This is a genomic window from Nonomuraea sp. NPDC050451, assembly GCF_044458585.1.
On the sequence record NZ_JBITHZ010000002.1, the window covers coordinates 625,499 to 645,337 of the forward strand.

General features: G+C 69.9%; 18 protein-coding genes. 7 read left to right on the top strand and 11 right to left on the bottom strand.

Annotated elements, in window-relative coordinates; all coding sequences use genetic code 11:
• Positions 1 to 50: 50 nt before the first annotated feature.
• Positions 51 to 569: an ArsR/SmtB family transcription factor gene (locus ACIBI9_RS08945; protein WP_397221380.1), complete on the top strand. Its 519-nt coding sequence runs from the start codon at positions 51 to 53 to the stop codon at positions 567 to 569.
• 60 nt (positions 570 to 629) lie between these two features.
• Here the strand turns inward: ACIBI9_RS08945 and valS are convergent, their stop codons facing one another.
• Complete coding sequence (gene valS / locus ACIBI9_RS08950) at positions 630 to 3,107, bottom strand: valine--tRNA ligase (protein WP_397221381.1); 2,478 nt, start codon at positions 3,105 to 3,107, stop codon at positions 630 to 632.
• 108 nt (positions 3,108 to 3,215) lie between these two features.
• On the opposite strand from valS, the gene ACIBI9_RS08955 reads away from it, so the two are divergent.
• On the top strand, positions 3,216 to 3,500 hold the full coding sequence (locus tag ACIBI9_RS08955; RefSeq protein WP_397221382.1) for a DUF4235 domain-containing protein: 285 nt from the start codon (positions 3,216 to 3,218) through the stop codon (positions 3,498 to 3,500).
• On the opposite strand, the gene ACIBI9_RS08960 is transcribed toward ACIBI9_RS08955, so the two are convergent.
• Positions 3,433 to 4,866 carry a trehalose-6-phosphate synthase gene (locus ACIBI9_RS08960; protein ID WP_397221383.1) on the bottom strand — a complete coding sequence of 478 codons (1,434 nt, stop codon included), beginning with the start codon at positions 4,864 to 4,866 and terminating at the stop codon, positions 3,433 to 3,435. The two genes, ACIBI9_RS08955 and ACIBI9_RS08960, sit on opposite strands and share 68 nt — an antisense overlap.
• Positions 4,867 to 4,876: 10 nt before the next feature.
• A complete protein-coding gene (locus ACIBI9_RS08965; protein WP_397221384.1) occupies positions 4,877 to 6,412 on the bottom strand; it encodes an FAD-dependent monooxygenase in 1,536 nt (511 codons plus the stop codon).
• 149 nt (positions 6,413 to 6,561) lie between these two features.
• Here ACIBI9_RS08965 and ACIBI9_RS08970 point away from each other — a divergent pair, with 149 nt between their 5' ends.
• On the top strand, positions 6,562 to 7,668 hold the full coding sequence (locus tag ACIBI9_RS08970; RefSeq protein WP_397221385.1) for an RNA-guided endonuclease InsQ/TnpB family protein: 1,107 nt from the start codon (positions 6,562 to 6,564) through the stop codon (positions 7,666 to 7,668).
• 120 nt (positions 7,669 to 7,788) lie between these two features.
• On the opposite strand, the gene ACIBI9_RS08975 is transcribed toward ACIBI9_RS08970, so the two are convergent.
• The gene (locus ACIBI9_RS08975) at positions 7,789 to 8,736 is read right to left on the bottom strand and encodes an MBL fold metallo-hydrolase (RefSeq protein ID WP_397221386.1); all 948 of its coding nucleotides are present in this window, start codon (positions 8,734 to 8,736) and stop codon (positions 7,789 to 7,791) included.
• A gap of 298 nt (positions 8,737 to 9,034) precedes the next feature.
• Positions 9,035 to 10,681, bottom strand: coding sequence for a phenylacetic acid degradation protein PaaN (paaN, locus tag ACIBI9_RS08980; protein WP_397221387.1), 1,647 nt, complete (start codon positions 10,679 to 10,681; stop codon positions 9,035 to 9,037).
• A gap of 99 nt (positions 10,682 to 10,780) precedes the next feature.
• On the opposite strand from paaN, the gene paaI reads away from it, so the two are divergent.
• From paaI to ACIBI9_RS08995, 3 genes are read left to right on the top strand one after another with little or no spacing between them, the layout of a single operon-like run.
• Positions 10,781 to 11,161 carry a hydroxyphenylacetyl-CoA thioesterase PaaI gene (gene paaI, locus ACIBI9_RS08985; protein WP_397221831.1) on the top strand — a complete coding sequence of 127 codons (381 nt, stop codon included), beginning with the start codon at positions 10,781 to 10,783 and terminating at the stop codon, positions 11,159 to 11,161.
• Positions 11,161 to 12,456 carry a phenylacetate--CoA ligase PaaK gene (paaK, locus tag ACIBI9_RS08990; protein WP_397221388.1) on the top strand — a complete coding sequence of 432 codons (1,296 nt, stop codon included), beginning with the start codon at positions 11,161 to 11,163 and terminating at the stop codon, positions 12,454 to 12,456. Before paaI ends, paaK begins: the two co-directional genes overlap by 1 nt.
• A gap of 3 nt (positions 12,457 to 12,459) precedes the next feature.
• Positions 12,460 to 13,056, top strand: coding sequence for a TetR/AcrR family transcriptional regulator (locus tag ACIBI9_RS08995; protein WP_397221389.1), 597 nt, complete (start codon positions 12,460 to 12,462; stop codon positions 13,054 to 13,056).
• On the opposite strand, the gene ACIBI9_RS09000 is transcribed toward ACIBI9_RS08995, so the two are convergent.
• The 4 genes from ACIBI9_RS09000 to ACIBI9_RS09015 all read right to left on the bottom strand — a co-directional run bounded on the left by ACIBI9_RS09000 (position 13,045) and on the right by ACIBI9_RS09015 (position 16,579).
• Positions 13,045 to 13,866: a hypothetical protein gene (locus ACIBI9_RS09000; RefSeq protein WP_397221390.1), complete on the bottom strand. Its 822-nt coding sequence runs from the start codon at positions 13,864 to 13,866 to the stop codon at positions 13,045 to 13,047. The genes ACIBI9_RS08995 and ACIBI9_RS09000 overlap by 12 nt on opposite strands.
• Positions 13,867 to 13,945: 79 nt before the next feature.
• A complete protein-coding gene (locus ACIBI9_RS09005) occupies positions 13,946 to 14,245 on the bottom strand; it encodes a DUF4193 domain-containing protein (RefSeq protein WP_020542847.1) in 300 nt (99 codons plus the stop codon).
• A gap of 320 nt (positions 14,246 to 14,565) precedes the next feature.
• A complete protein-coding gene (locus ACIBI9_RS09010) occupies positions 14,566 to 15,831 on the bottom strand; it encodes a sensor histidine kinase (RefSeq protein ID WP_397221832.1) in 1,266 nt (421 codons plus the stop codon).
• Positions 15,832 to 15,925: 94 nt separating this feature from the next.
• Complete coding sequence (locus ACIBI9_RS09015; RefSeq protein ID WP_138693059.1) at positions 15,926 to 16,579, bottom strand: response regulator transcription factor; 654 nt, start codon at positions 16,577 to 16,579, stop codon at positions 15,926 to 15,928.
• Between the two features lie 236 nt (positions 16,580 to 16,815).
• On the opposite strand from ACIBI9_RS09015, the gene ACIBI9_RS09020 reads away from it, so the two are divergent.
• Positions 16,816 to 16,980, top strand: a complete 165-nt coding sequence (locus ACIBI9_RS09020) for a hypothetical protein (protein ID WP_165959788.1) — start codon at positions 16,816 to 16,818, stop codon at positions 16,978 to 16,980.
• Between the two features lie 45 nt (positions 16,981 to 17,025).
• Here ACIBI9_RS09020 and ACIBI9_RS09025 read toward each other — a convergent pair whose 3' ends face one another.
• Together ACIBI9_RS09025 and ACIBI9_RS09030 are read right to left on the bottom strand one after the other, a co-directional pair.
• On the bottom strand, positions 17,026 to 17,814 hold the full coding sequence (locus ACIBI9_RS09025) for an inositol monophosphatase family protein (protein WP_397221391.1): 789 nt from the start codon (positions 17,812 to 17,814) through the stop codon (positions 17,026 to 17,028).
• Complete coding sequence (locus ACIBI9_RS09030; RefSeq protein ID WP_397221392.1) at positions 17,814 to 19,790, bottom strand: prolyl oligopeptidase family serine peptidase; 1,977 nt, start codon at positions 19,788 to 19,790, stop codon at positions 17,814 to 17,816. The genes ACIBI9_RS09025 and ACIBI9_RS09030 overlap by 1 nt, the downstream gene beginning before the upstream one ends.
• Positions 19,791 to 19,839: the final 49 nt, after the last annotated feature.

Consider the following 19,839-nt stretch of genomic DNA (forward strand, 5'->3'; position numbering starts at 1 on the left):
AGGATCCCTGACCGATTGATAAAAATCAACCGGTTATAGGGTGGCGGTCCATGGGCACCCAACGCCGCCCCGCCACCGAGGCCGAGGCCCGCGCGCTGGCCTCGGCCGTACGGCTGCGCATCCTGCGGCTCTGTCTCGACCAGGCGCTCACCAACAAAGAGATCGCCGGCCGCCTCGACGCGAACCCGGCCACCACCCTCCACCACGTGCGCAAACTCGTCGAGACGGGCTTCCTCGCCGCCGAGCCCAGCCGTCCCGGGCCGCGCGGCTCCACGGAGATCCCCTACCGGGCCACCGGCAAGTCATGGGAGATGGACGTCCGCGAGAGCGGCGTGAGCGGGGGCAGCGCGGCGATGCTCGCCGCGTTCCTGCAGGAGAGCAGGCTCATCGACATCGACAAGGCCGACCTCGTCAGGCTGGGGCTCAGGCTCAGCCCAGAGGGGCACGCGGAGCTGCGCAGGCGACTGGCGGAGCTGTTCGACGAGTTTCGCGAGCGGCAGCCGCCGCCGGACGGGCAGGCGTACTCGATCTTCCTGGCCATGCACCGCGACGTGACCCGGGACCCCTGAAACGCACGGACGCCGGGCGCCCCGCAGAGGGGGGCGGCCCGGCGTCCTGCCATCCGGACGTCAGCCCAGGTGGACCTCGACTTTCAGCTCGTCACCATACTCCAAGACGAACTCCTCCACAGTGCCTGCGGCACAAAGGTCGTCCTGAGCTTGGCGGACAAGCCCGACTTCGGTCGCCCAAACGGTCAGCCTGGAGACCTCGGCCCGCATCGACAGCTTGGCCGCGGACTTGGCCTTGCGCACCTGACCGAGCACCTCGGACGCCACGGCCAGCACGGCCGGGTCTCCGCTCCCGCGCGACAGGTCGGGCCACGGGGCCCGGTGCACCGACCCCTCGCGCCACCACGACCACACCTCTTCGGTCACGAAGGGCAGGAACGGCGCGAACAGCCGCAGCAGCACGTCGAGCGCCTGCCGCAGCGCCGCGTGGGCGGAGGCGGCGGCCGGACCGGACTCGTAGGCCCTGGCCTTGACCAGCTCCAGATAGTCGTCGCAGAAGGCCCAGAAGAAGCGCTCCACGGCCTCCAGCGCCCTGGTGTGGTCGTAGGCCTCGAATGCCTGGCCGGCCTCGCGCACGACGTCGGACAGGCCCGCGAGCATCGACAGGTCGAGCGGCTCGGTGACCTCCCCGTCGCTCTCGGCCAGGCCGAGGACGAACTTGGACGCGTTGAGGATCTTGATCGCGAGCCGCCGCCCGATCTTGAGCTGCCCGGCGTCGAACGCGGTGTCCACGCCGTAGCGGCCGTTGGCCGCCCAGTAGCGCACCGCGTCGGAGCCGTGCTGCTGCAGCAGGTCGAGCGGGGTGACCACGTTGCCCTTGGACTTGGACATCTTCTTGCGGTCGGGGTCGAGGATCCAGCCCGAGATCGCGACGTCGCTCCACGGCAGCTGGCCGAACTCGTAGTGCGACCTGACCACGGTCGAGAACAGCCAGGTGCGGATGATCTCGTGGGCCTGCGGCCGCAGGTCGGCCGGGAAGACCCGCTTGAACAGGTCGTCGTCGGTCTCCCAGCGGCCCGCGATCTGCGGCGTCAGCGAGGAGGTGGCCCAGGTGTCCATCACGTCGGGGTCGGCCATGAACCCGCCGGGCACGCCGCGCTGATCCTCGGTGTAGCCGGGCGGCGCGTCGGAGGACGGGTCGACCGGCAGCATGTCCTCCGTGGGCACGATCGGCGCGTCGTGGACGGGCTGCCCCGACTCGTCGATCGGATACCACACCGGGAACGGCACGCCGAAGAACCGCTGGCGCGAGATCAGCCAGTCGCTGGTGAGCCCCTCGACCCAGTTGTCGTAGCGCACGCGCATGTGCGGCGGGTGCCAGGTCAGCTCGCGTCCGCGCCCCAGCAGCCGCTCACGCAGCTCCTCGTCGCGCCCGCCGTTGCGGATGTACCACTGGCGGGTGGTGACGATCTCGAGCGGCCGGTCGCCCTTCTCGTAGAACTTGACCGTGCGCGAGACGGGCCTCGGCTCACCATCGAGGTCGCCGGACTCCCGCAGCAGCTCCACGATCCGCTCGCGGGCGCTGTGCACGGTCTTGCCGGCCAGCTCCTTGTACGGCTCCGCCTCCACGCCCTCCGGCGGCTCGGGCAGCAGCCGCCCGTCCCAGCCGATGACCGGCCGGGTCGGCAGGTGCAGCTCCCGCCACCAGGTGACGTCGGTGATGTCGCCGAACGTGCAGATCATGGCGATGCCGGTGCCCTTGTCGGGCTCGGCCAGCCGGTGGGCCAGCACCGGCACCTCAACCCCGAACAGCGGCGTCAGCACCGACGTGCCGAACAGCGGCTGGTAGCGCTCGTCGTCGGGGTGGGCGACCAGCGCCACGCACGCCGGGATCAGCTCGGGCCTGGTCGTCTCGATGAAGACCGGCCCCTTCTCGCCGTAGAACGAGATCTTGTGGAACGCGCCCGGCCACTCCCGGTCTTCGAGCTCGGCCTGGGCGACGGCGGTGCGGAAGGTGACGTCCCACAGCGTCGGCGCCTCGGCGAGGTAGGCCTCGCCGCGCAGCAGGTTGCGCAGGAACGCGCGCTGGGAGACCGCCTGCGCCTCGTCGCTGATCGTGGTGTAGAGCAGCGACCAGTCGACCGACAGGCCGACCCGACGCCAGACCTCCTCGAACGCCTGCTCGTCGAGGGCGGTCAGCTTGTGGCACAGCTCCACGAAATTGCGCCGCGAGATGGCGATCTCACGTTTGCCGGGCTTGTCCGGTGGCACGAAGTCAGGGTCGTAGGGCAGCGACGGGTCGCAGCGCACGCCGTAGACGTTCTGCACCCGGCGCTCGGTGGGCAGGCCGTTGTCGTCCCAGCCGATCGGGTAGAACACCGACTTGCCGATCATCCGCTGGTAGCGGGCCATGATGTCGGTGTGGGTGAAGGAGAAGACATGACCGACGTGCAGCGAGCCGGACACGGTCGGCGGCGGGGTGTCGATGGCGTAGACCTGCTCGCGCGAGGCGGACCGGTCGAAACGGTAGGTGCCCTCGTCCTCCCAGCGAGCTACCCATACCTGCTCCAAGCCGTCGAGGGTCGGCTTTTCCGGCATGGATGCATGGCGTAGTCGCTGTTGAGTCATGCCTCCATATGGTACGGCTTCGCAGGCCCGGCAAGCGGTACAGACTAGTGTTCGTTACAGAGGGGAAGGGAGATCGACATGGCGGAGGACAAGCCCGATGTCGCCTGGCGAGTGATCGGCGGCCTGGTGGGTCTGGCGACCGGCTGGGCGGCGAGGAAGATCCTCGGGTTCGTCTGGGTGAAGGCGACCGGGAAGGAGCCGCCGCTCGACACAGACTCGCCCGAGGTCAGCATGGGGGAGGCGATCGGCTACGCCGTGCTCATGGGCGTCGGCATGTCCGTGGCGCAGATCGTGGTCAACCGGACCGCCAAGAAGCGTTACGACGCGTGGAAGTCTGTGAAGCAGGTGACTCAAGGGCAGTGAGAAACTCGTTGGCCCAGCGGTCCACGTCGTAGGTGGCGACCCGGCGGCGCATCGTGCGCATCCGCCGGGCCAGCTCGTGCGGCGTGGCCCGCATCGCGGCCAGCATCTGCCGCTTGACGTCCTCCACGTCGTACGGGTTGACCAGATAGGCCTGGCGCAGCTCGTCGGCCGCCCCGGCGAACTCGCTGAGCACCAGCGCGCCGTGCAGGTCGTGGTGGCAGGAGACGTACTCCTTGGCGACCAGGTTCATCCCGTCGCGCAGCGGGGTCACGACCATGACGTCGGCGGCCAGGTAGAGGGCGGCCAGCTCGGAGTGGTCGTACGACTGGTGGAAATACTGGACCGGCTGGTAGCCGAGCTGCGCGTGCTCGCCGTTGATCCGACCGACCTGCAGCTCGATGTCGTCGCGCAGCCGCTTGTACTCCTCCACCCGCTCCCTGCTGGGCGTGGCGATCTGCACGAACACGGCCTCGTTCGCCTTCAGCCGCCCGTCCTTGAGCAGCTCGCCGAACGCCTCCAGCCGCTGCCCGATGCCCTTGGTGTAGTCGAGCCGGTCGACGCCGAGCAGCACATGCTCGGGATCGCCCAGCTCCGCCCTGACCTCCTTGGCCCGCGCCATGATCTGGGGGTCGCGCACCAGCGAGTCCAGTTGCCCGAAGTCCACCGAGATGGGGAACGCCTGCGTGGTCACCACCCGGTCGTCGAGGAAGATCTCGTTCCCCTTGTACGGCAGTCCGAGCAGCCTGCGGCACAGCCGCCGGAAGTTGGAGGCCCCGCCGGGCAGCTGGAAGCCCACCAGGTCGGCCCCGAGCAGCCCTTCGACGAGGTCCTTGCGCCACGGCAGCCGCCAGAACAGCTCTGTCGGCGGGAAGGGGATGTGCAGGAAGAACCCGATCCGCAGATCCGGCCTGAGCCTGCGCAGCATGGCCGGGACGAGCTGGAGCTGGTAGTCCTGCACCCAGACCACCGCGCCCTTCTCGGCGGCGTCGGCGGCGGCGTTGGCGAAGCGCTCGTTGACGGCGCGGTAGGTGTCCCACATCGCCCGGTCGAACACCGGCGGCGCCACCACGTCGTGATAGAGCGGCCAGAGCGTGGCGTTGGAGAAGCCCTCGTAGTACAGCTCCACCTCACCGGCCGACAGCGGGATCGGGATGAGGTTCATGCCGTCCTGCTCGAACGGCTCCAGCTTCTCGTCGGGGGCTCCGTGCCAGCCGAGCCAGGCTCCGTGGCGGCGCTTCATCACCGGTGCGATCGCGGTCACGAGCCCGCCAGGGCTCCTGCGCCACGAGGCCGTTCCGTCAGGCTCGAGCGTCCGATCCACCGGCAAGCGGTTCGCGACGATCAGAAACGAGCTACGGCCAGTCACGCAGTTCCTCCTATTGTTCGCCGAGCACACGGCGGACGGCGCCCGCCATCGAGTCCGGACCCGCATGGGGGATGATCGCGGCGATGTGGGAGTCGGGCCTGATGAGCCATGCCTCATCCGGTCCGGCGCCGAGCCTTTCAGCGAGCGAGCCGGTCCCATCCATCTCCGCGAGCCCGCGCACGGCGAGCGGCGCCGTAGTGACCTTGCCCAAGACCTGCGCAAACAAACGCGAATCGCACATATCACCCAACAACACGAGAAATCCGTCGCGACAGAACTCCCGCAATCTGCCGCCCGGAAGTCGCACGTCCGGAAGGATCACGCCGGGCGCCGGAACGCACAGCGCCCCCTTGGGCGGCCTGCCTTCGAACGGCCGCGTCGGCTCGGGGGTCGTCAGCGGCGAGTCCACGTACCAGAACGGCTCCGCGAACCGGCCCGAGTCCACCTCCGCCACCAGCCCGCCCTCCAGCACGGCCCGCCTGCGCATGCGCTCCGCCACGGTCCTGGGCGCGAGGAAGCGCATCGTGGCGGCGGTGATCTCGAGGTTCTCCCGCGCGGCCGCGTGCCGCTCGGCGTGGTACGACTCCAGCAGCCCCTCCCCCGCCCAGCCGTTGAGCACGAAGGCCAGCTTCCAGGCGGCGTTCTCGGCGTCGGGCACGCCGGAGTTGAGCCCTCTGGCGCCGAACGGGGCCACCAGGTGGGCGCTGTCGCCGGCCAGCAGGACCCGGCCGACGCGCATGCGGGAGGCGAGGCGGGAGTGGAAGCGGTACGTGCTGTGCCAGAGCAGGTCGTAGGGCCGGTCACCGATGATCTGCCTGATTTTTCGCGAAATATCGGCCTTTGTTGGGATGAAGTCGGGCGGGATCTGCCAGTCGATCCGGAACGTGCCTCCCGGGCAGGGGTGGATCAGGACCTGGCGGCCCGGGTTCCACAGCGGGTCGAAGTAGAAGCGGCGCTCGTTCTCCCAGCCGGGCAGGTCGGCCTTGATGTCGCAGATGAGGAACTGGTCGTCGAACGTCTCCCCGTCGAACGAGACGCCGAGCGCCTGGCGTACCTGCTGGGCCCTGGCCCCCGCGCAGACCAGCGCGTAGGACGCGCGCAGCGAGCGCTGGCCGCAGCGGACCGTCACGCCCGAGGGGTCCTGGTCGAGGCCGGTGACCTCGTGGTCCCAGCGCACCTCGATGAGCGGCTGCGCCGCGATGGCCTCGTCCAGGATCTGCTCGGTGCGGGTCTGGGAGATGTTCACGCACGCAGGCAGCGGGCCCTCGCGCTCGAACGACCAGGAGAACAGCTCGCGGTCGCGGTAGTACGTGCGGGCGGTCGCCCAGGCCAGCCCCTCCTCGGCGATCTTGCCCGCCCCGGCGGCGGTCCAGATGTCGAGCACGTCGCGCTGCTGGCAGATGGACTTCGACCCGGTGGAGTCGCGCCTGGGCCGCCGGTCGAGCACCAGCACCTGGATGCCCCAGCGGGCCAGCAGCAGCGCGGCACTCTGCCCGACCGGCCCCGCCCCGACCACGATGACCTGCGCACTGGCTGGGGCGTTCATCGAAAGTCTCCAAGGAAACCCGATCCTTTAGGCTCAAGAGGATTCGGGCTCCTGCGAGGCAGGGCAGGAGCGGGTGTTCGGGCCTCAGGCGGACCGCCGTTCGCCGCAACACCCCATCCTTTAACCGATCCTTCTTTAGAATGTGAGGAGTGGCGCAGATCGTGAAGCGGGCCTACAAGTACCGCTTCTACCCGACCTCCGAGCAGGCCGACGAGCTTGCCCGGACGTTCGGCTGCGTGCGCCTGGTCTACAACAAGGCGCTGGAGGAGCGGACCCGCGCCTATGCCCTGCAGGGTCGTCGCGCCTCCTACGTGGAGTCGTCGGCGGCCCTGACGGCCTGGAAGAAGACGCCCGAACTGGCGTTCCTGGCCGAGGTGTCCAGCGTTCCGCTCCAGCAGGCATTGCGGCACCTGCAAGCGGCCTTTGCGAACTTCTTCGCCAAGCGGGCCAGGTATCCGACGTTCAAGTCCCGCAAGAAGGCGCGGGCCGGCGCCGAGTACACCCGTAGCGCGTTCCGCTGGCGCGATGGCCGCCTGACGCTGGCGAAGATGGACGCGCCGCTCGACATTCGCTGGTCGCGCCCGCTGCCGGAGGGAGCGGAGCCGTCCACGGTGGCCGTCTCGCGCGATGCGGCCGGGCGATGGTTCGTGTCGATCCTGGTGGAGGAGAAGATCTCCCCGCTGCCGCCGGTCGAGGCGTCGGTGGGGGTGGACGCGGGCCTCACGGCGCTGGTCACCTTGTCCAGCGGGGAGAAGATCGTCAACCCTAGGCACGAGCGGGTCGACCGGCGCAAGCTCGCCAAGGCCCAGCGTGAGCTCGCCCGCAAGACGAAAGGGTCGAACAACCGCGCCAAAGCCCGGCTCAAGGTGGCCCGCGTGTACGCGCGGATCACCGACCGGCGCCGGGATTTCCTGCACCAACTGTCCACCCGGCTTGTTCGCGATAACCAAGTGATCGCCGTGGAGGACCTCACCATCCGCAACCTGGTCAAAAACCACCGGTTCGCCCGCGCCATCTCGGACGCGGCCTGGCGGGAGTTGCGGATGATGCTGGAGTACAAGGCCGCCTGGTACGGCCGCGCGCTGGTGGCGGTGGACCGCTGGTTTCCCTCCTCCAAGCTGTGTTCGGCGTGTGGCACGCTCGTCGGGAGCATGCCGCTGACCATCCGGGAATGGACATGTGCCTGTGGCGTGGTCCATGACCGGGACGTCAACGCTGCCAAGAACGTGCTCGCCGCCGGGCTGGCGGAGAGCTGAAACGCCTGTGGAGCTGATGTAAGACCTCACAGAGAGTCCTCTCTGGCAGGCGGTCGGCGGTGAAGCAGGAAGCCCAACCCGTGAGGGTTGGAATCCCCCTCGGTTACGAGGAGGAGGAAGTCAAGATTGGAGCTGGTCCCAGACTTCGCGGTCGCGCTCGGCGGTCCAGATGCGCGGGCGCTCGACGCCGTGCAACTCGTCCCAGAGCCTGGAGACGTTGAACGGCAGGCAGTGCTCGAAGATCGGCCAGGCCCCGTACCGGGGTTCCAGCTCCCGGTGCGTGCGCTCGAACGCCTCCTTGACCGAGCCCGCCGCGCCGACCTCGCGCAGCATCACGGCGAGGAAGTCACGCGTCTGAGCGATGGCCGCGTCCACCCCGTGCCTGCCGCGCGCCACCGCGCCCCTGCCCCCGACCAGCGTCTCCGCCCCGAACGACGCGACCTTGTCGAGCGTCGCGGCGGACCAGTCGAGGTGGAAGGCGTCGCCGGTGTAGAGGGCGGCCTGGGACTCGACGAGGTCGCCCGCGAACATGATCCGCTGCTTCGGCAGCCAGGCCACCAGGTCGCCCTCGGTGTGGCCGCGTCCGCAGTAGGCCAGCACCAGGTCGCCCCGGTCGCCGCCCAGGTCGATGGTGAACGTGTCGCTGAACGTCGCCGTCGGCCACGTCAGCCCGGGGATCGACTCGGGCTCCTTGAACAGGCGGGGCATCCTGCCGTACTCGCTGGCCCAGTCCTGCTCGCCACGCTCGGCGATCAGCTCGCGGGTCTTGTCGTGCGTCACGATCACGTCCGCGCCGAACGCCGACGCGCCCAGCACCCGGACGGCGTGGTAGTGCGACAGCACCAGGTACCTGATCGGTTTGTCGGTGTACTCCCGCAGCCTGGCCAGCCACTCGCGGGCGGCCACGGGCGTGGCGAGCGCCTCGAAGCAGACGAGGAAGTCCTCGGCCTCGATGGCGCCCACATTCGGATCGCCTTCTGCCGTGAGCGCGTACACGCCCTCGGCCAGCACCTCCAGGGACTGCTTCTTCTCGCCGAGATCGGCCGACGAGGCGAACGGTTTGGCCATCACCACTCCTCCCGCAGCGCGGTCAGCACCCGCCACCACCCCTTCCCCCTCCAACGCCCCCTCTCCCAACGCCACCCCACCCGACGCCGCCTGCCGTGGCCCCGCCGGGCACTTGCGTCACGCCGCCTCGCGAATACGCCGCACCGCCCGGCGACCCGCCACCGGCGCGGCGCCTCCGCCGCGACGTCGCCGATGGTCGCGCCGGTCGACGCCGCGCAAGGGGGACCTGGCGCCTGCCGCGCGTGGACGGCGACGATCCGGTGTCCGTCACGCGGGCCCGGGGCGGTCGGCGGGTGGGTCACGCTGGGCGCCGGGTTTGGACGATGTGGAAGCGGCCCGCCACGTAGCCCGGGTCCGTGAGCGAAGCCGTGGCGGCCGGGTTGGCGCCCGTGCCGTGGTAGTCGCTGAACGCCGCCGACTGGTTGACGAAGACGCCACCCGTCAGGTTGCACGACAGGTTCACCCCCGCGTCGACGGCGGCCCGTTCGGCCTGGTCGAGCACCTCGGCGGAGGTCGAGTAGGCGGCGGCCGTGAGCGCCCCGCGGACCTTGATCGTGCGGCGCAGCACGTCGAGGCTCTCCTGCGTCGACCCCGTCGGGACGACGAACGCGATCGGCCCGAAATGCTCCCGCCCGTAGACGTCGGAGTCGTCCGGCGAGACCTTCACGATCACCGGCGTCCGCACCACCGCGTCCGGGAACCCCGGGTGCTTGACGGCGCGCGACTCCAGCACCACCTCGCCCAGCGACGGCGCCGCCTCCACGCGGGCCAGCACGTCGGGGTTGACGATGGCCCCGGTCAGCTCCACCGCGCGGGCGTCGTCCCCGAGCAGCTTGCCGACGGCGCCCGCCAGCCCGGCGCAGACCTCGTCGAAGCTCTTGTGCCCCTCGTCCGTCTCGATCCCGCCGGCCGGCACGAGGATGTTCTGCGGCGCCGTGCACATCTGGCCGCTGTAGAGCGACAGCGAGAACGCCAGGTTGCCCAGCATGCCGCGCCAGGAGTCGGTCGAGTCGACGACGATCGTGTTGACTCCCGCCTTCTCGGTGTGCACGAGCGCCTGCCGCGCGTTCTGCTCCAGCCATTCGCCGAACTCCGTGGAGCCGGTGAAGTCGACGATGCGGACGTCGGGGTGGGTGGCGAGCGTCTTGGCCAGCCCCTGCCCCTCCTCCGCCGCGAGCGCGACCAGCCCGGGGTCGAAGCCCGCCTCGGCCAGCACCTCGCGGGCGATCCGCACCGTGATGGCGAGTGGCAGCACCGCGCGCGGATGGGGCTTGACGATCACCGGGTTGCCGGTGACGAGCGAGGCGAACAGCCCCGGGTACGAATTCCAGGTCGGGAACGTGTTGCAGCCGATCACCAGCGCGACACCCCGGGGCACGACCGTGAAGCGCTTGTCCATGACCAGCGGCTCGCCCTTGGCCGGCTTCTCCCAGCGGGCGCTCGCGGCCGAGGAGGTCATGGCCGCGTAGCCGTACGCGACGGCCTCGAGCGCGCGGTCCTGCGCGTGCGGCCCGCCCGCCTGGAAGGCCATCACGAACGCCTGCCCGGTCGTGTGCTGCACCGCGTTGGCCAGCTCGAAGCTGCGCCGGTTGATCCGGTCGACGATCTCGACGCAGGCCAGCGCGCGGGCCTCGGGCCCGGCGTCGCGCCAGGCGGGCAGCGCCGCCTGGGCCGCGGCGATCAGGTCGTCCACGAGCGGCTGTGGGTAGGTGACGCCGAGGTCGATGCCGTACGGCGAGCGCTCGGCGCCGATCCAGGACCCGGTGCCCGGCTGGTCGAGGGGGAACGGCTTGCCGAGGTAGGACTCGAACGCCTCCTTGCCCCGCTCGGCCGCCCCCTCGCCGTAGACGCGCGGGCTCGGCGACTCGGGGTAGGCGCTCCAGTATCCCCGTTCGGCGATGGCGGACAGCGCCTTCTCCAGAGTCTCGCGGTGCTGCTCGAACATGGTGTTCACCCTCTTGACAGGGATGGTCCGGACGGTGAATTGTTTACCGAACATTCGGTCAGTTGACAAGGGAGACCTGCGTTGGAGAGCGCGCGTCGCATGATGGACGCCGACACCGCCTCCGCCGCCCTGGGCATCGAGCTGACGGAGCTGGGCGAGGGGCGGGCGGTGTGCCGCATGACCGTGACCGACCAGATGATCAACGGGCACGCCCTGTGCCACGGCGGCTACGTGTTCCTGCTGGCCGACACCGCGTTCGCCTGCGCCTGCAACAGCCACGGCCCGGTGACGGTGGCGGCGGGCGCGGAGATCACGTTCGTCTCCCCGGCCCACGCGGGCGACGTGCTGGTGGCCGAGGCCGCCGAGCGGACCCGTTACGGCCGCAGCGGCATCTACGACATCACGGTGCGCGGGGCGAGCGGCCAGGTGGTCGCGGAGTTCCGCGGCCGCAGCAGAGAACTGAGACAGGTGGAGGGCTGATGAGACTCGGCGATCCCCCCGCGCCGGAAGACCTCGACCCCATCGAGCGGGTGTCCCGAGACGAGCTCATGTCGATCCAGCTGGAACGGCTCCAGCGGACACTCACCCACGCTTACCAAAATGTCCCGATTTATCGGCAAAAATTTGACCAGGCGGGCGTGCATCCGAGCGACTGCAAAGAGCTCGCCGACCTGGCGAAGTTCCCCTTCACCACCAAGCAGGACCTGCGCGACAACTACCCGTTCGGCATGTTCGCCGTCCCGCGCGAGCAGGTGGCCAGGATCCACGCCTCCAGCGGCACCACGGGCACGCCCACCGTGGTCGGCTACACCAAGCACGACCTCGACGTCTGGGCGGACGTCATGGCCCGCTCGATCCGAGCCTCCGGCGGCCGGCCGGGCGACCTCGTGCACGTGGCCTACGGGTACGGCCTGTTCACCGGCGGCCTGGGCGCCCACTACGGGGCCGAGCGGCTGGGCTGCACGGTGGTGCCGGTCTCCGGCGGCATGACGCCCCGGCAGGTCCGGCTCATCACCGACTTCCGGCCCGACATCGTCATGGTCACGCCGTCGTACATGCTGGCCCTGCTGGACGAGTTCGAGCGGCAGGGCCTGGACCCCCGCGCGTCCTCCCTGCGGATCGGGATCTTCGGCGCCGAGCCCTGGACGGAGCGGATGCGCGCGGAGCTCGAAGACCGCTTCGACCTGCACGCCGTGGACATCTACGGCCTGTCGGAGGTGATCGGCCCCGGCGTCGCGAACGAGTGCGTCGAGGCCAAGGACGGCCTGCACGTCTGGGAGGACCACTTCTACCCCGAGACCGTCGACCCCTTCACGGGAGAGCCCGCGCCGTCGGGCGAGCTGGTCTTCACCAGCCTCACCAAGGAGGCCATGCCGGTCATCCGCTACCGCACCGGCGACCTGACCAGGCTGCTGCCGGGCACCGCCAGGCCCGCGTTCCGGCGCATGGAGAAGGTGACGGGCCGTACCGACGACATGATCGTCCTGCGCGGCGTGAACGTGTTCCCGACCCAGATCGAGGAGCTGGTGCTGCGCGTGGAGGGCCTGTCACCGCACTTCCAGCTCCACCTGACCCGCCCCGGGCGGCTCGACGTGATGACGGTCAGGGTCGAGTCCCGCCCCGGCTTCGCGAGCCGCGCGGAGGCCGGCGAGGCGCTGCGCCGGGCCGTCAAGGACACCGTCGGCGTGAGCGTGGAGGTCGAGGTGGTGGATCCGGAGACGCTGGAGCGCTCGGTCGGCAAGCTCAAACGAGTCATCGACAAGCGGGATAATTAAGACATGGCCTCTCCGACCCCCACCCGTCAGCGCAAGCGCGGACACGACCCGGAGTCCGTGCTGTCCACCGCCGTCGGCGTCTTCAACGAGCGGGGCTACGACGGGACGAGCATGGAGGACCTGGCCAGGGCGCTCGGCGTGACCAAGTCGGCCATCTACTACCACGTGCCGGGCAAGGAGCAGCTGCTCGCGCGGGCGCTGGACCGGGCGCTCGACGGGCTGTTCGCGGTGGTGACCGACGAGCGCGCCGCCTCGGGGCCCGCGATCGACCGCCTGGAGCGGGCCGTACGGCAGAGCGTGCGCATCCTCGTGGACCGGCTGCCGTACGTGACGCTGCTGCTGCGGGTGCGCGGCAACAGCCGCACCGAGCAGGCGGCGCTGGAGCGGCGGCGGGAGTTCGACAGGTTCATCAGCCGCCTGGTCAAGGAGGCGGCGGCGGAGGGCAGCATCCGGCCGGACGTGGACCCGGCGCTGGTGACGCGGCTGCTGTTCGGCGCGGTGAACTCGATCACCGAGTGGTACAAACCGGCGCGCGGGGCCTCGGCGGACGACCTGGCCGACGCGCTGCTCAAGATGACCTTCACCGGCCTACGGGTCTAACGCGTCCCGCCGCTGGGGATCGACCTCAGGGGTCTCGGTGCCGCGGGGCAGCTTGCCGCGCAGGTCGTTGCGTACGGCCTCGCCGAGCTTCTTGGTGGCCATGCGATTGAGCGTGCCGCCGGCGATCGCTCCCGTGAGGAACGGGCCGAGCGTGGTCAGATGGCGGCCGAGCGTCCGGAGGAGGCGGTTGCGCAGGGCGGTCTTGGTGGCCGCGCCGAGCGCCAGCGAGACGGACGTGGGTGTGAGGGGGTCGATGCCACGTTGTTTGGCCCATGCGGCCGTGAACGCGACCGCGCGCTGGGTGCCCGAGCCCTGGACGCGTACGCCGTAGACCTCGTGCAGCTCGGCCAGCAGCTTGACCTCGATGGCGGCGACGACGATGGTCTCGGCGACGAGTTGCGCGGGGGCGGAGAGCAGAAGGGGCGGTGCGGCGAACTCTGCCGCCGCGAGCGCTCCGCCGATGGCGCCGACCGTCATCGTGGCCTTCTGGGCGGTGCGCACCAGGTCGTCGGCGAGTTGCTCGCCGGTCAGGCCGTGATGGTGCTCGGAAAGGGTGTGCAGGTCCCTGATCGGGATGCGAGGCGCGATGTTGAGAAAGACGTCGGCCAGCCAGCGGCCCCGGCCCGCGCCTGTGGCACGCGCCTTCTTGGCCCCGTCGGACAGCGCGCGGGCTAGTCGGCCGAGCAGCCTGCGCCGCTCGGCCGGCTCCAGCTCGCCGGGCGCGGTGAGCTTGCCTACGAGCTCGCCGACCTCGCGTTCGGGGCCGGCGACCTCGTTGTCTGGTTGCTTGTCTTGCTCAGGTACGGCCACGCGTTGCCTCCGTCCTCATGGTCGCGATCGCTCAGGGTCGGGCTTCGTCTCCCTACCCAGAGCATTTCGCTCCAGTCGATTAGGCGGCGCACTCCCGGCAGACCTGCTGGCCGTTCTTCTCGGAGGCCAGCTGGCTACGGTGGTGCACCAGGAAGCAGCGCGAGCAGGTGAACTCGTCGGCCTGACGGGGGATCACCCGCAGGGAGAGCTCTTCGTTCGACAGATCGGCACCGGGCAGCTCCAGCGACTCGGCCAGGTCGGTCTCGTCGATGTCGATGCTGCCGGACGACTTGTCGGTGCGCCGTGCCTGCAACTCCTGGAGGCTGTCCTCCCCCAGGTCGTCATCTGTCTTGCGTGGGCTGTCGTAGTCGGTAGCCATTGTGCTTACTCCATCCCCCTCATCTATATGTCCTCGCGCTCATCGCGCGTCTTCTAACGTCCAGGAAGCCCATCTTGTGCCCGTTCCGCCGGGGAGATTTCCCATGGGTACCCCGCGGGAACGGACGACGAACCTCCCAACACGTCAGGGCCTGCTGCCGTCGGCAATGGTTAGCCAAATATGGCGAAACCCACAGCCTTGGCGCCATGCACCACCGTGTTCGACGGCACATCCAACCACATGTGCGGCGTGAATGAGACGCCCCCCACGCCTCAACACGGGCACCAACACACGGACGAACGCGCCAGAGCAAGACGATCTCAGCGTCTCGGGAGCCGAATGGTCACGACGAGCCCTCCACCATCACGTGGCACCGCGGCCACATTTCCACCGTGAGCCTGAACCACCGCACGAACGATGGACAGCCCGAGCCCCGATCCCTTCGCCGAATCCACGCGGTCCGCATGGAGCCTCCTGAAGGGCTCGAACAGGCTGTTCACCTCGTACGCCGGGACATGCTGCCCTGTGTTGGCCACCTGAACAACCAAGGCACCGTCCGCCATTCCCGTCTGGATCCAGACTTTTCCGTTTTCGGGAATGTTGTACTTGACCGCGTTCTCCAGCAGGTTGCTGACCGACCGCTCCAGGAGCACCGGATCGCCTATGGTAGGCGCGCTGACCAGTTCGGCCGTCACGGTTACCCCGTGCTCCTCGGCGAAGGCGGTCACCTGTTCCACGGCCGTCTGAGCGACTTCCCGGACATCGACCGGTTTGCGCACGGCGAGTTCGCGCTCGCTCCTCGCCAGCAACAGCAGGCCCTCGATGAGCTTCTCGTTACGCGCGTTGACTTCGAGAAGGGTACGGCCGAGCGCTTTGAGATCCTCGGACGCCTCGGGATCGGACAGGGCGATCTCCAGGACGGTCCGGTTAATCGTGAGGGGAGTTCGCAATTCATGGGAGGCGTTGGCCACGAATCTGCGCTGGGTGTCGAAGGCGACGTTGAGCCGGGTGAGCATGGCGTCGAACGTGTCGGCCAGCTCCTTCAGCTCGTCGTTGGGGCCCAGCAGGTCGATGCGCTGGTGGGCCAGGGTGCTCTCGGACAGCTTGCGCGCCGTCGCCGTCATCTGGGCCACCGGCCGCATCGCCCGGTCGGCCACGAAGTAACCGATGATCAGCGCCAGGATGCCGACGCCCATCAGCGCGAGCAGGGAGTTGCCGAACAGCGCGTCCCGCGCGTCCTGGACCGCCTGCTTCTGCAACTTGTCCCAGACGAGCTGGAACTGCTCGTCCGCGGCGGGAGGCAGCCCCAGGTCGACGTTGGGCCACGCCGAGCTGAGCGCCGTCCCGACGATCATGTAGACCGACCCCAGCAGCACGGCGGACGCCACGAAGACCAGCGCGCCGTACGTGAGCGTCAGCCGCCACCGGATGCTGACCTTGGCGGGCAGCTCCTTCATCCGCTCCATCGGCGTGCGCTGCGCCGGCGACTGCCCGGGCGGCGGCGGGCCGTCCCAGGCGGGCGGCCCGCTGGGTGGTGGCGCCTGCTGCACGCGCGTCGCCTTCCTCCCCGAATGCGGGCTGATCATCGGATGCGTCGGCCCCGACTGGAGCTCCTCCGACCTCTCCGTCACGGAACCACCCCCGCGACGGACGTGCGGCGCTCAATGGATCGCCGTTCGCTCACAGTTTGTACCCAACCCCGGGCACAGTCTCGATCACCTGAGGCTCGCCCAGCTTCTTCCGCAGCGTCATCATGGTCACGCGGACCACGTTCGTGAAGGGATCGATGTTCTCGTCCCATGCCTTGTCCAGCAGGTCCTCCTGGCTGACCACGGCGCCCTCGGCCCGCATCAGCTCCTCGAGCACCGCGAACTCCTTCTTGGTCAGCACGACCTCCTTGCCGTCGCGCTCCACCAGCCGCTTGCCCGGGTCGAGCCGGATGCCGGCGCGCTCCAGGACGGGCGGCAGGGCGGGCGCGGAGCGGCGGCCGAGCGCGCGCACCCTGGCGACCAGCTCGATGAACACGAACGGCTTGGCCAGGTAGTCGTCGGCCCCCAGGCCGAGACCCTCCACCTTGTCGTCCACGTCGCCCGACGCGGTCAGCATCAGGATCCGCGAGGCGGTCCGCTGCTCCACCAGGCGACGGCACACCTCGTCGCCGTGGACGACCGGCAGGTCGCGGTCCAGCACGATCACGTCGTAGTCGATGTAGGAGGTCCGCTCGAGGGCGCCGCCCCCGTCGTAGGCGACGTCGACCGCCATGGCCTCGCGCCGCAGCCCGGTCGCGATCGCGTCGGCGAGCACCCGCTCATCCTCAACCACCAGCACCCGCACGCCTGATGCACCTCTCTCCGATTCTGGTCACTCATTCTGTCCACAGCCTCGATAAGCGCACGGTAAGGCATGTTCAGAGGTGGGTGACCCCCCGGTCAGGGAGAGGAGCACAAAATTCATGTTTCGGGGTGCGAGGGGGTGGGGTATGCCTGCGGGACACCCATTGCCCGGACATCACCCGGCAATGGACGTACTTCGCCCCAAGAGCACGGATCGGACCCCAGAGAGTAGGTGAGATGGGCGAGTTCACGACCACGATCGAACACCGCCTCGACCAGGCTTATAAGGGCCTTCGGGAGGCCCGTAGCGTCGGCGACGAATATCTCGCTGACACGCTCACCGCCGAGATCGAGGACCTGCGCAGGCTGGCCGACGATCACGGCATCCCGTTGCCTCGCTGATCAAGCGCGAACGGCCGGAGCCCCCGAGGGCTCCGGCCGTTCGCGTCAGGCGTCCCGTTCGGGGTTCTGCGCCGCCAGCAGGTCGTGCAGTTCCTCGAAGAGCCCCGGCGCCGCGCAGAGCGCGTACTCCGGGCTCACCGGCTTGCCGTGCAGGCCTTCGAGCCTGGCCCCCGACTCCGTCGCCACCAGGCCGGCCGCGCCGTAGTCCCACGGGTTGATGCCGCGCTCGTAGTAGGCGTCCACCCGGCCCGCCGCGAGCGAGCACAGGTCGATCGCGCACGAGCCGCCGCGCCTGATGTCCCGCACCCGGGGCAGCACCGCCGCGACCACCTGGCCCTGGACGGCGCGCCTGCTCACCCCGTAGCCGAACCCGGTCGCCACCAGCGCCTGCGCCAGCGGCACACCCGTGTTGCAGCGCAGCCGCTCCACACCGAGCCAGGCGCCCTCGCCGAGCGCCGCGGTGTAGACCTCGCCGCGCGCCGGCAGGTTGACGACCCCGGCCACGACCTGGCCGTTCACCTCGACGGCGATCGACACCGCCCACTCCGGCAGGCCGTACAGGAAGTTGACGGTGCCGTCGATCGGGTCGACCACCCAGCGCACGTCAGACTCGCCGGGCTTCTCCCCGCCCTCCTCTCCGAGGATCCTGTCGCCGGGCCTGGCGGCCAGGATGCGCTCGCGGATGAGCTCCTCCGACGCCTTGTCCAGCGCGGTGACCACGTCGGTGGGGCTGGACTTGGTCTCGATCTCCTCGGACATCGTGGGCCGCTTGGCGAGCAGCATGTCGCCCGCCTCACGCGCGATGTCCTCGGCCAGTCTCAGGAAATCCGTCATCAGGCCACCGAGTCCGGACGCTTCCACTCCTCGCCGAGCACGTGCTGGGCGAGGAACGCGAACACGGTCTCGTACCAGGCGACGATGTTGCCCGGCTTGAGGATCCAGTGGTTCTCGTCGGGGAAGTACAGGAACTTCGACTCGACCTCGCTGCGCCGCAGGTCCCACCAGAGCCGCAGGCCCTCGCCGATCGGCACGCGGTAGTCCTTGTCGCCGTGGATGACGAGGAGCGGGGTGGTGATCTTGTCGAGCGAGTTGTGCGGCGACAGGAGCTGGTACCGCTCGGAGCCGGGCTCGCCCATCTCGCGCTGCCAGTACATGGCGGCGTCGGTGGTGCCGGCGAACTGGTCGAGGTTCCACAGTGCCGCGTGGGTGACGATGGCCTTGTAGCGGTCGCTGTGGCCGGCGAGCCAGTTGGCCATGTAGCCGCCGTACGAGCCGCCCATCGCGCCGATGCGCTCGCCGTCGATGTCGTCCCTGGCCAGGGCCACGTCGACGATCGCGTCGAGGTCGGCCTGGGTGCGCGGGCCCCAGTTGCCCCAGCCGCGGTCGATCATCTCCTGCCCGTAGCCGGTGGACAGGCACGGGTCCGGCATGAGCACGGCGTACCCGCGCTGGGTCATGAGCCACACCTGCCAGCGCCACTGCCAGTCGTTCCAGGAGGCGACCGGGCCGCCGTGGATCCACAGCACGAACGGCGCCGGCTCGTCCGCCGAGGCGCCTTCCGGCAGCGCGAGCCAGCCGCGGACCGTGGCGCCGTCGTCGGCGGTGGCGGAGATCTCGGTCAGCGTGCCCGGCACTTCGGGGCGCGGCGCGGGCGAGGGCAGGTCGACGATCTCGCCGCTGGCCACGTCGATCCTGGCCGGCCCGGGGGCGAGGGCGACACCGCTGCGCAGCGCGTAGACGAAGCCGCCGTCGGAGGAGACGTTGAGCCCGACGTACGCGGCGTCGTCCGGGGTGAGCCTGGTGCTCTCCCCCTCCAGCGGGACGCGGAAGACCGGGCGGCGGCCCTGGTGGTCGGCCACGATGTAGACGGCCGAGGAGTCCGGCGCCCACTCGATGTCCGCGGGGAACAGGTCGGGCGCGTACGCGCGGCCCTCGCCGGTGGCCACGTCGGCGATCCACAGCTCGCTGCGCGCCGAGACCTCCAGCCCCGTCAACCGATCGCGGGCGCAGGCCACCTTGGAGCCGTCGGGCGAGATCGCGAGCGGGCCCGTGAAGTCGAAGCCGTCGTCGGTGAGCACCGTGCGCCGCTCGCCCGAGGCCACGTCGATGGCCACGAGGTCGGTACGGCTCTCGCCCTTCGGCAGGTACGTGGTCCAGGTCGCGATCAGCGTGGCGCCGTCCGGGCTCAGCTCGAACGAGGCCTCCCGCAGCGCCTCCCCCGCGTCGGGGGTCAGGTCGCGCACGTCCTCCAGGCGGTCGCCGCCGAGCCTGGCGGTGAACAGCCTGGTGCGGGCCGGGCCGAGGTCGTGGTCCCAGTAGCGGATCGGGTAGCCCTCGTGCAGGATGGCGCTGATCCCGGCGTCCTTGCGGGCCTTGCGCCTGGCCTCCTCGGCCGCCTCCTCGCCGTCGAGCACGTCGGCGGCGAACACCACGACGTCGGCGGCCGTACGCACGGCGCCGATCCCGCCTGGGCGGGTGGCCACCTGGCGGGCCTCACCGCCCGCGCGGGGCAGCAGCCAGAGCGCCGGCACCTCGTCGGAGGAGTCCTTGACGGTGGGGTCGGGGCGGGCGGAGGTGAACAGCACGTCGCCCGCGGCCGTGAAGACCGCGGCCGACTCGCCCTTGGCCGAGCGGGTCAGCCGGTAGGGCTCGCCGTCGATCGGAATCGCCCAGAGCGCGGTGCCGTAGGACTTGCCGTCGGGGTTGAGTGACTGGACTGTGGAGATCAACCTGGAGCCGTCGGGGGAGAGCTTCAGCGAGAGAACCCGGGGGATGGCCACGTAGTCGCGTATGTCATTGAATGCGCTCACTCAATCGAACCTACCCTGCCTATGGCCTCACTCCGTGAGGCTGCTGCTC

Bases quoted from the DNA above. Each gene is read 5' to 3' on its own strand.
- paaN (WP_397221387.1), bottom strand. From the start codon at position 10,681: ATGTTCGAGCAGCACCGCGAGACTCTGGAGAAGGCGCTGTCCGCCATC.
- ACIBI9_RS08975 (WP_397221386.1), bottom strand. From the start codon at position 8,736: ATGGCCAAACCGTTCGCCTCGTCGGCCGATCTCGGCGAGAAGAAGCAG.
- ACIBI9_RS08965 (WP_397221384.1), bottom strand. From the start codon at position 6,412: ATGAACGCCCCAGCCAGTGCGCAGGTCATCGTGGTCGGGGCGGGGCCG.
- ACIBI9_RS09010 (WP_397221832.1), bottom strand. From the start codon at position 15,831: ATGATCAGCCCGCATTCGGGGAGGAAGGCGACGCGCGTGCAGCAGGCG.
- ACIBI9_RS09005 (WP_020542847.1), bottom strand. From the start codon at position 14,245: ATGGCTACCGACTACGACAGCCCACGCAAGACAGATGACGACCTGGGG.
- paaI (WP_397221831.1), top strand. From the start codon at position 10,781: ATGATGGACGCCGACACCGCCTCCGCCGCCCTGGGCATCGAGCTGACG.
- ACIBI9_RS08995 (WP_397221389.1), top strand. From the start codon at position 12,460: ATGGCCTCTCCGACCCCCACCCGTCAGCGCAAGCGCGGACACGACCCG.
- ACIBI9_RS08945 (WP_397221380.1), top strand. From the start codon at position 51: ATGGGCACCCAACGCCGCCCCGCCACCGAGGCCGAGGCCCGCGCGCTG.
- paaK (WP_397221388.1), top strand. From the start codon at position 11,161: ATGAGACTCGGCGATCCCCCCGCGCCGGAAGACCTCGACCCCATCGAG.
- ACIBI9_RS09020 (WP_165959788.1), top strand. From the start codon at position 16,816: ATGGGCGAGTTCACGACCACGATCGAACACCGCCTCGACCAGGCTTAT.
- valS (WP_397221381.1), bottom strand. From the start codon at position 3,107: ATGCCGGAAAAGCCGACCCTCGACGGCTTGGAGCAGGTATGGGTAGCT.
- ACIBI9_RS08955 (WP_397221382.1), top strand. From the start codon at position 3,216: ATGGCGGAGGACAAGCCCGATGTCGCCTGGCGAGTGATCGGCGGCCTG.
- ACIBI9_RS09025 (WP_397221391.1), bottom strand. From the start codon at position 17,814: ATGACGGATTTCCTGAGACTGGCCGAGGACATCGCGCGTGAGGCGGGC.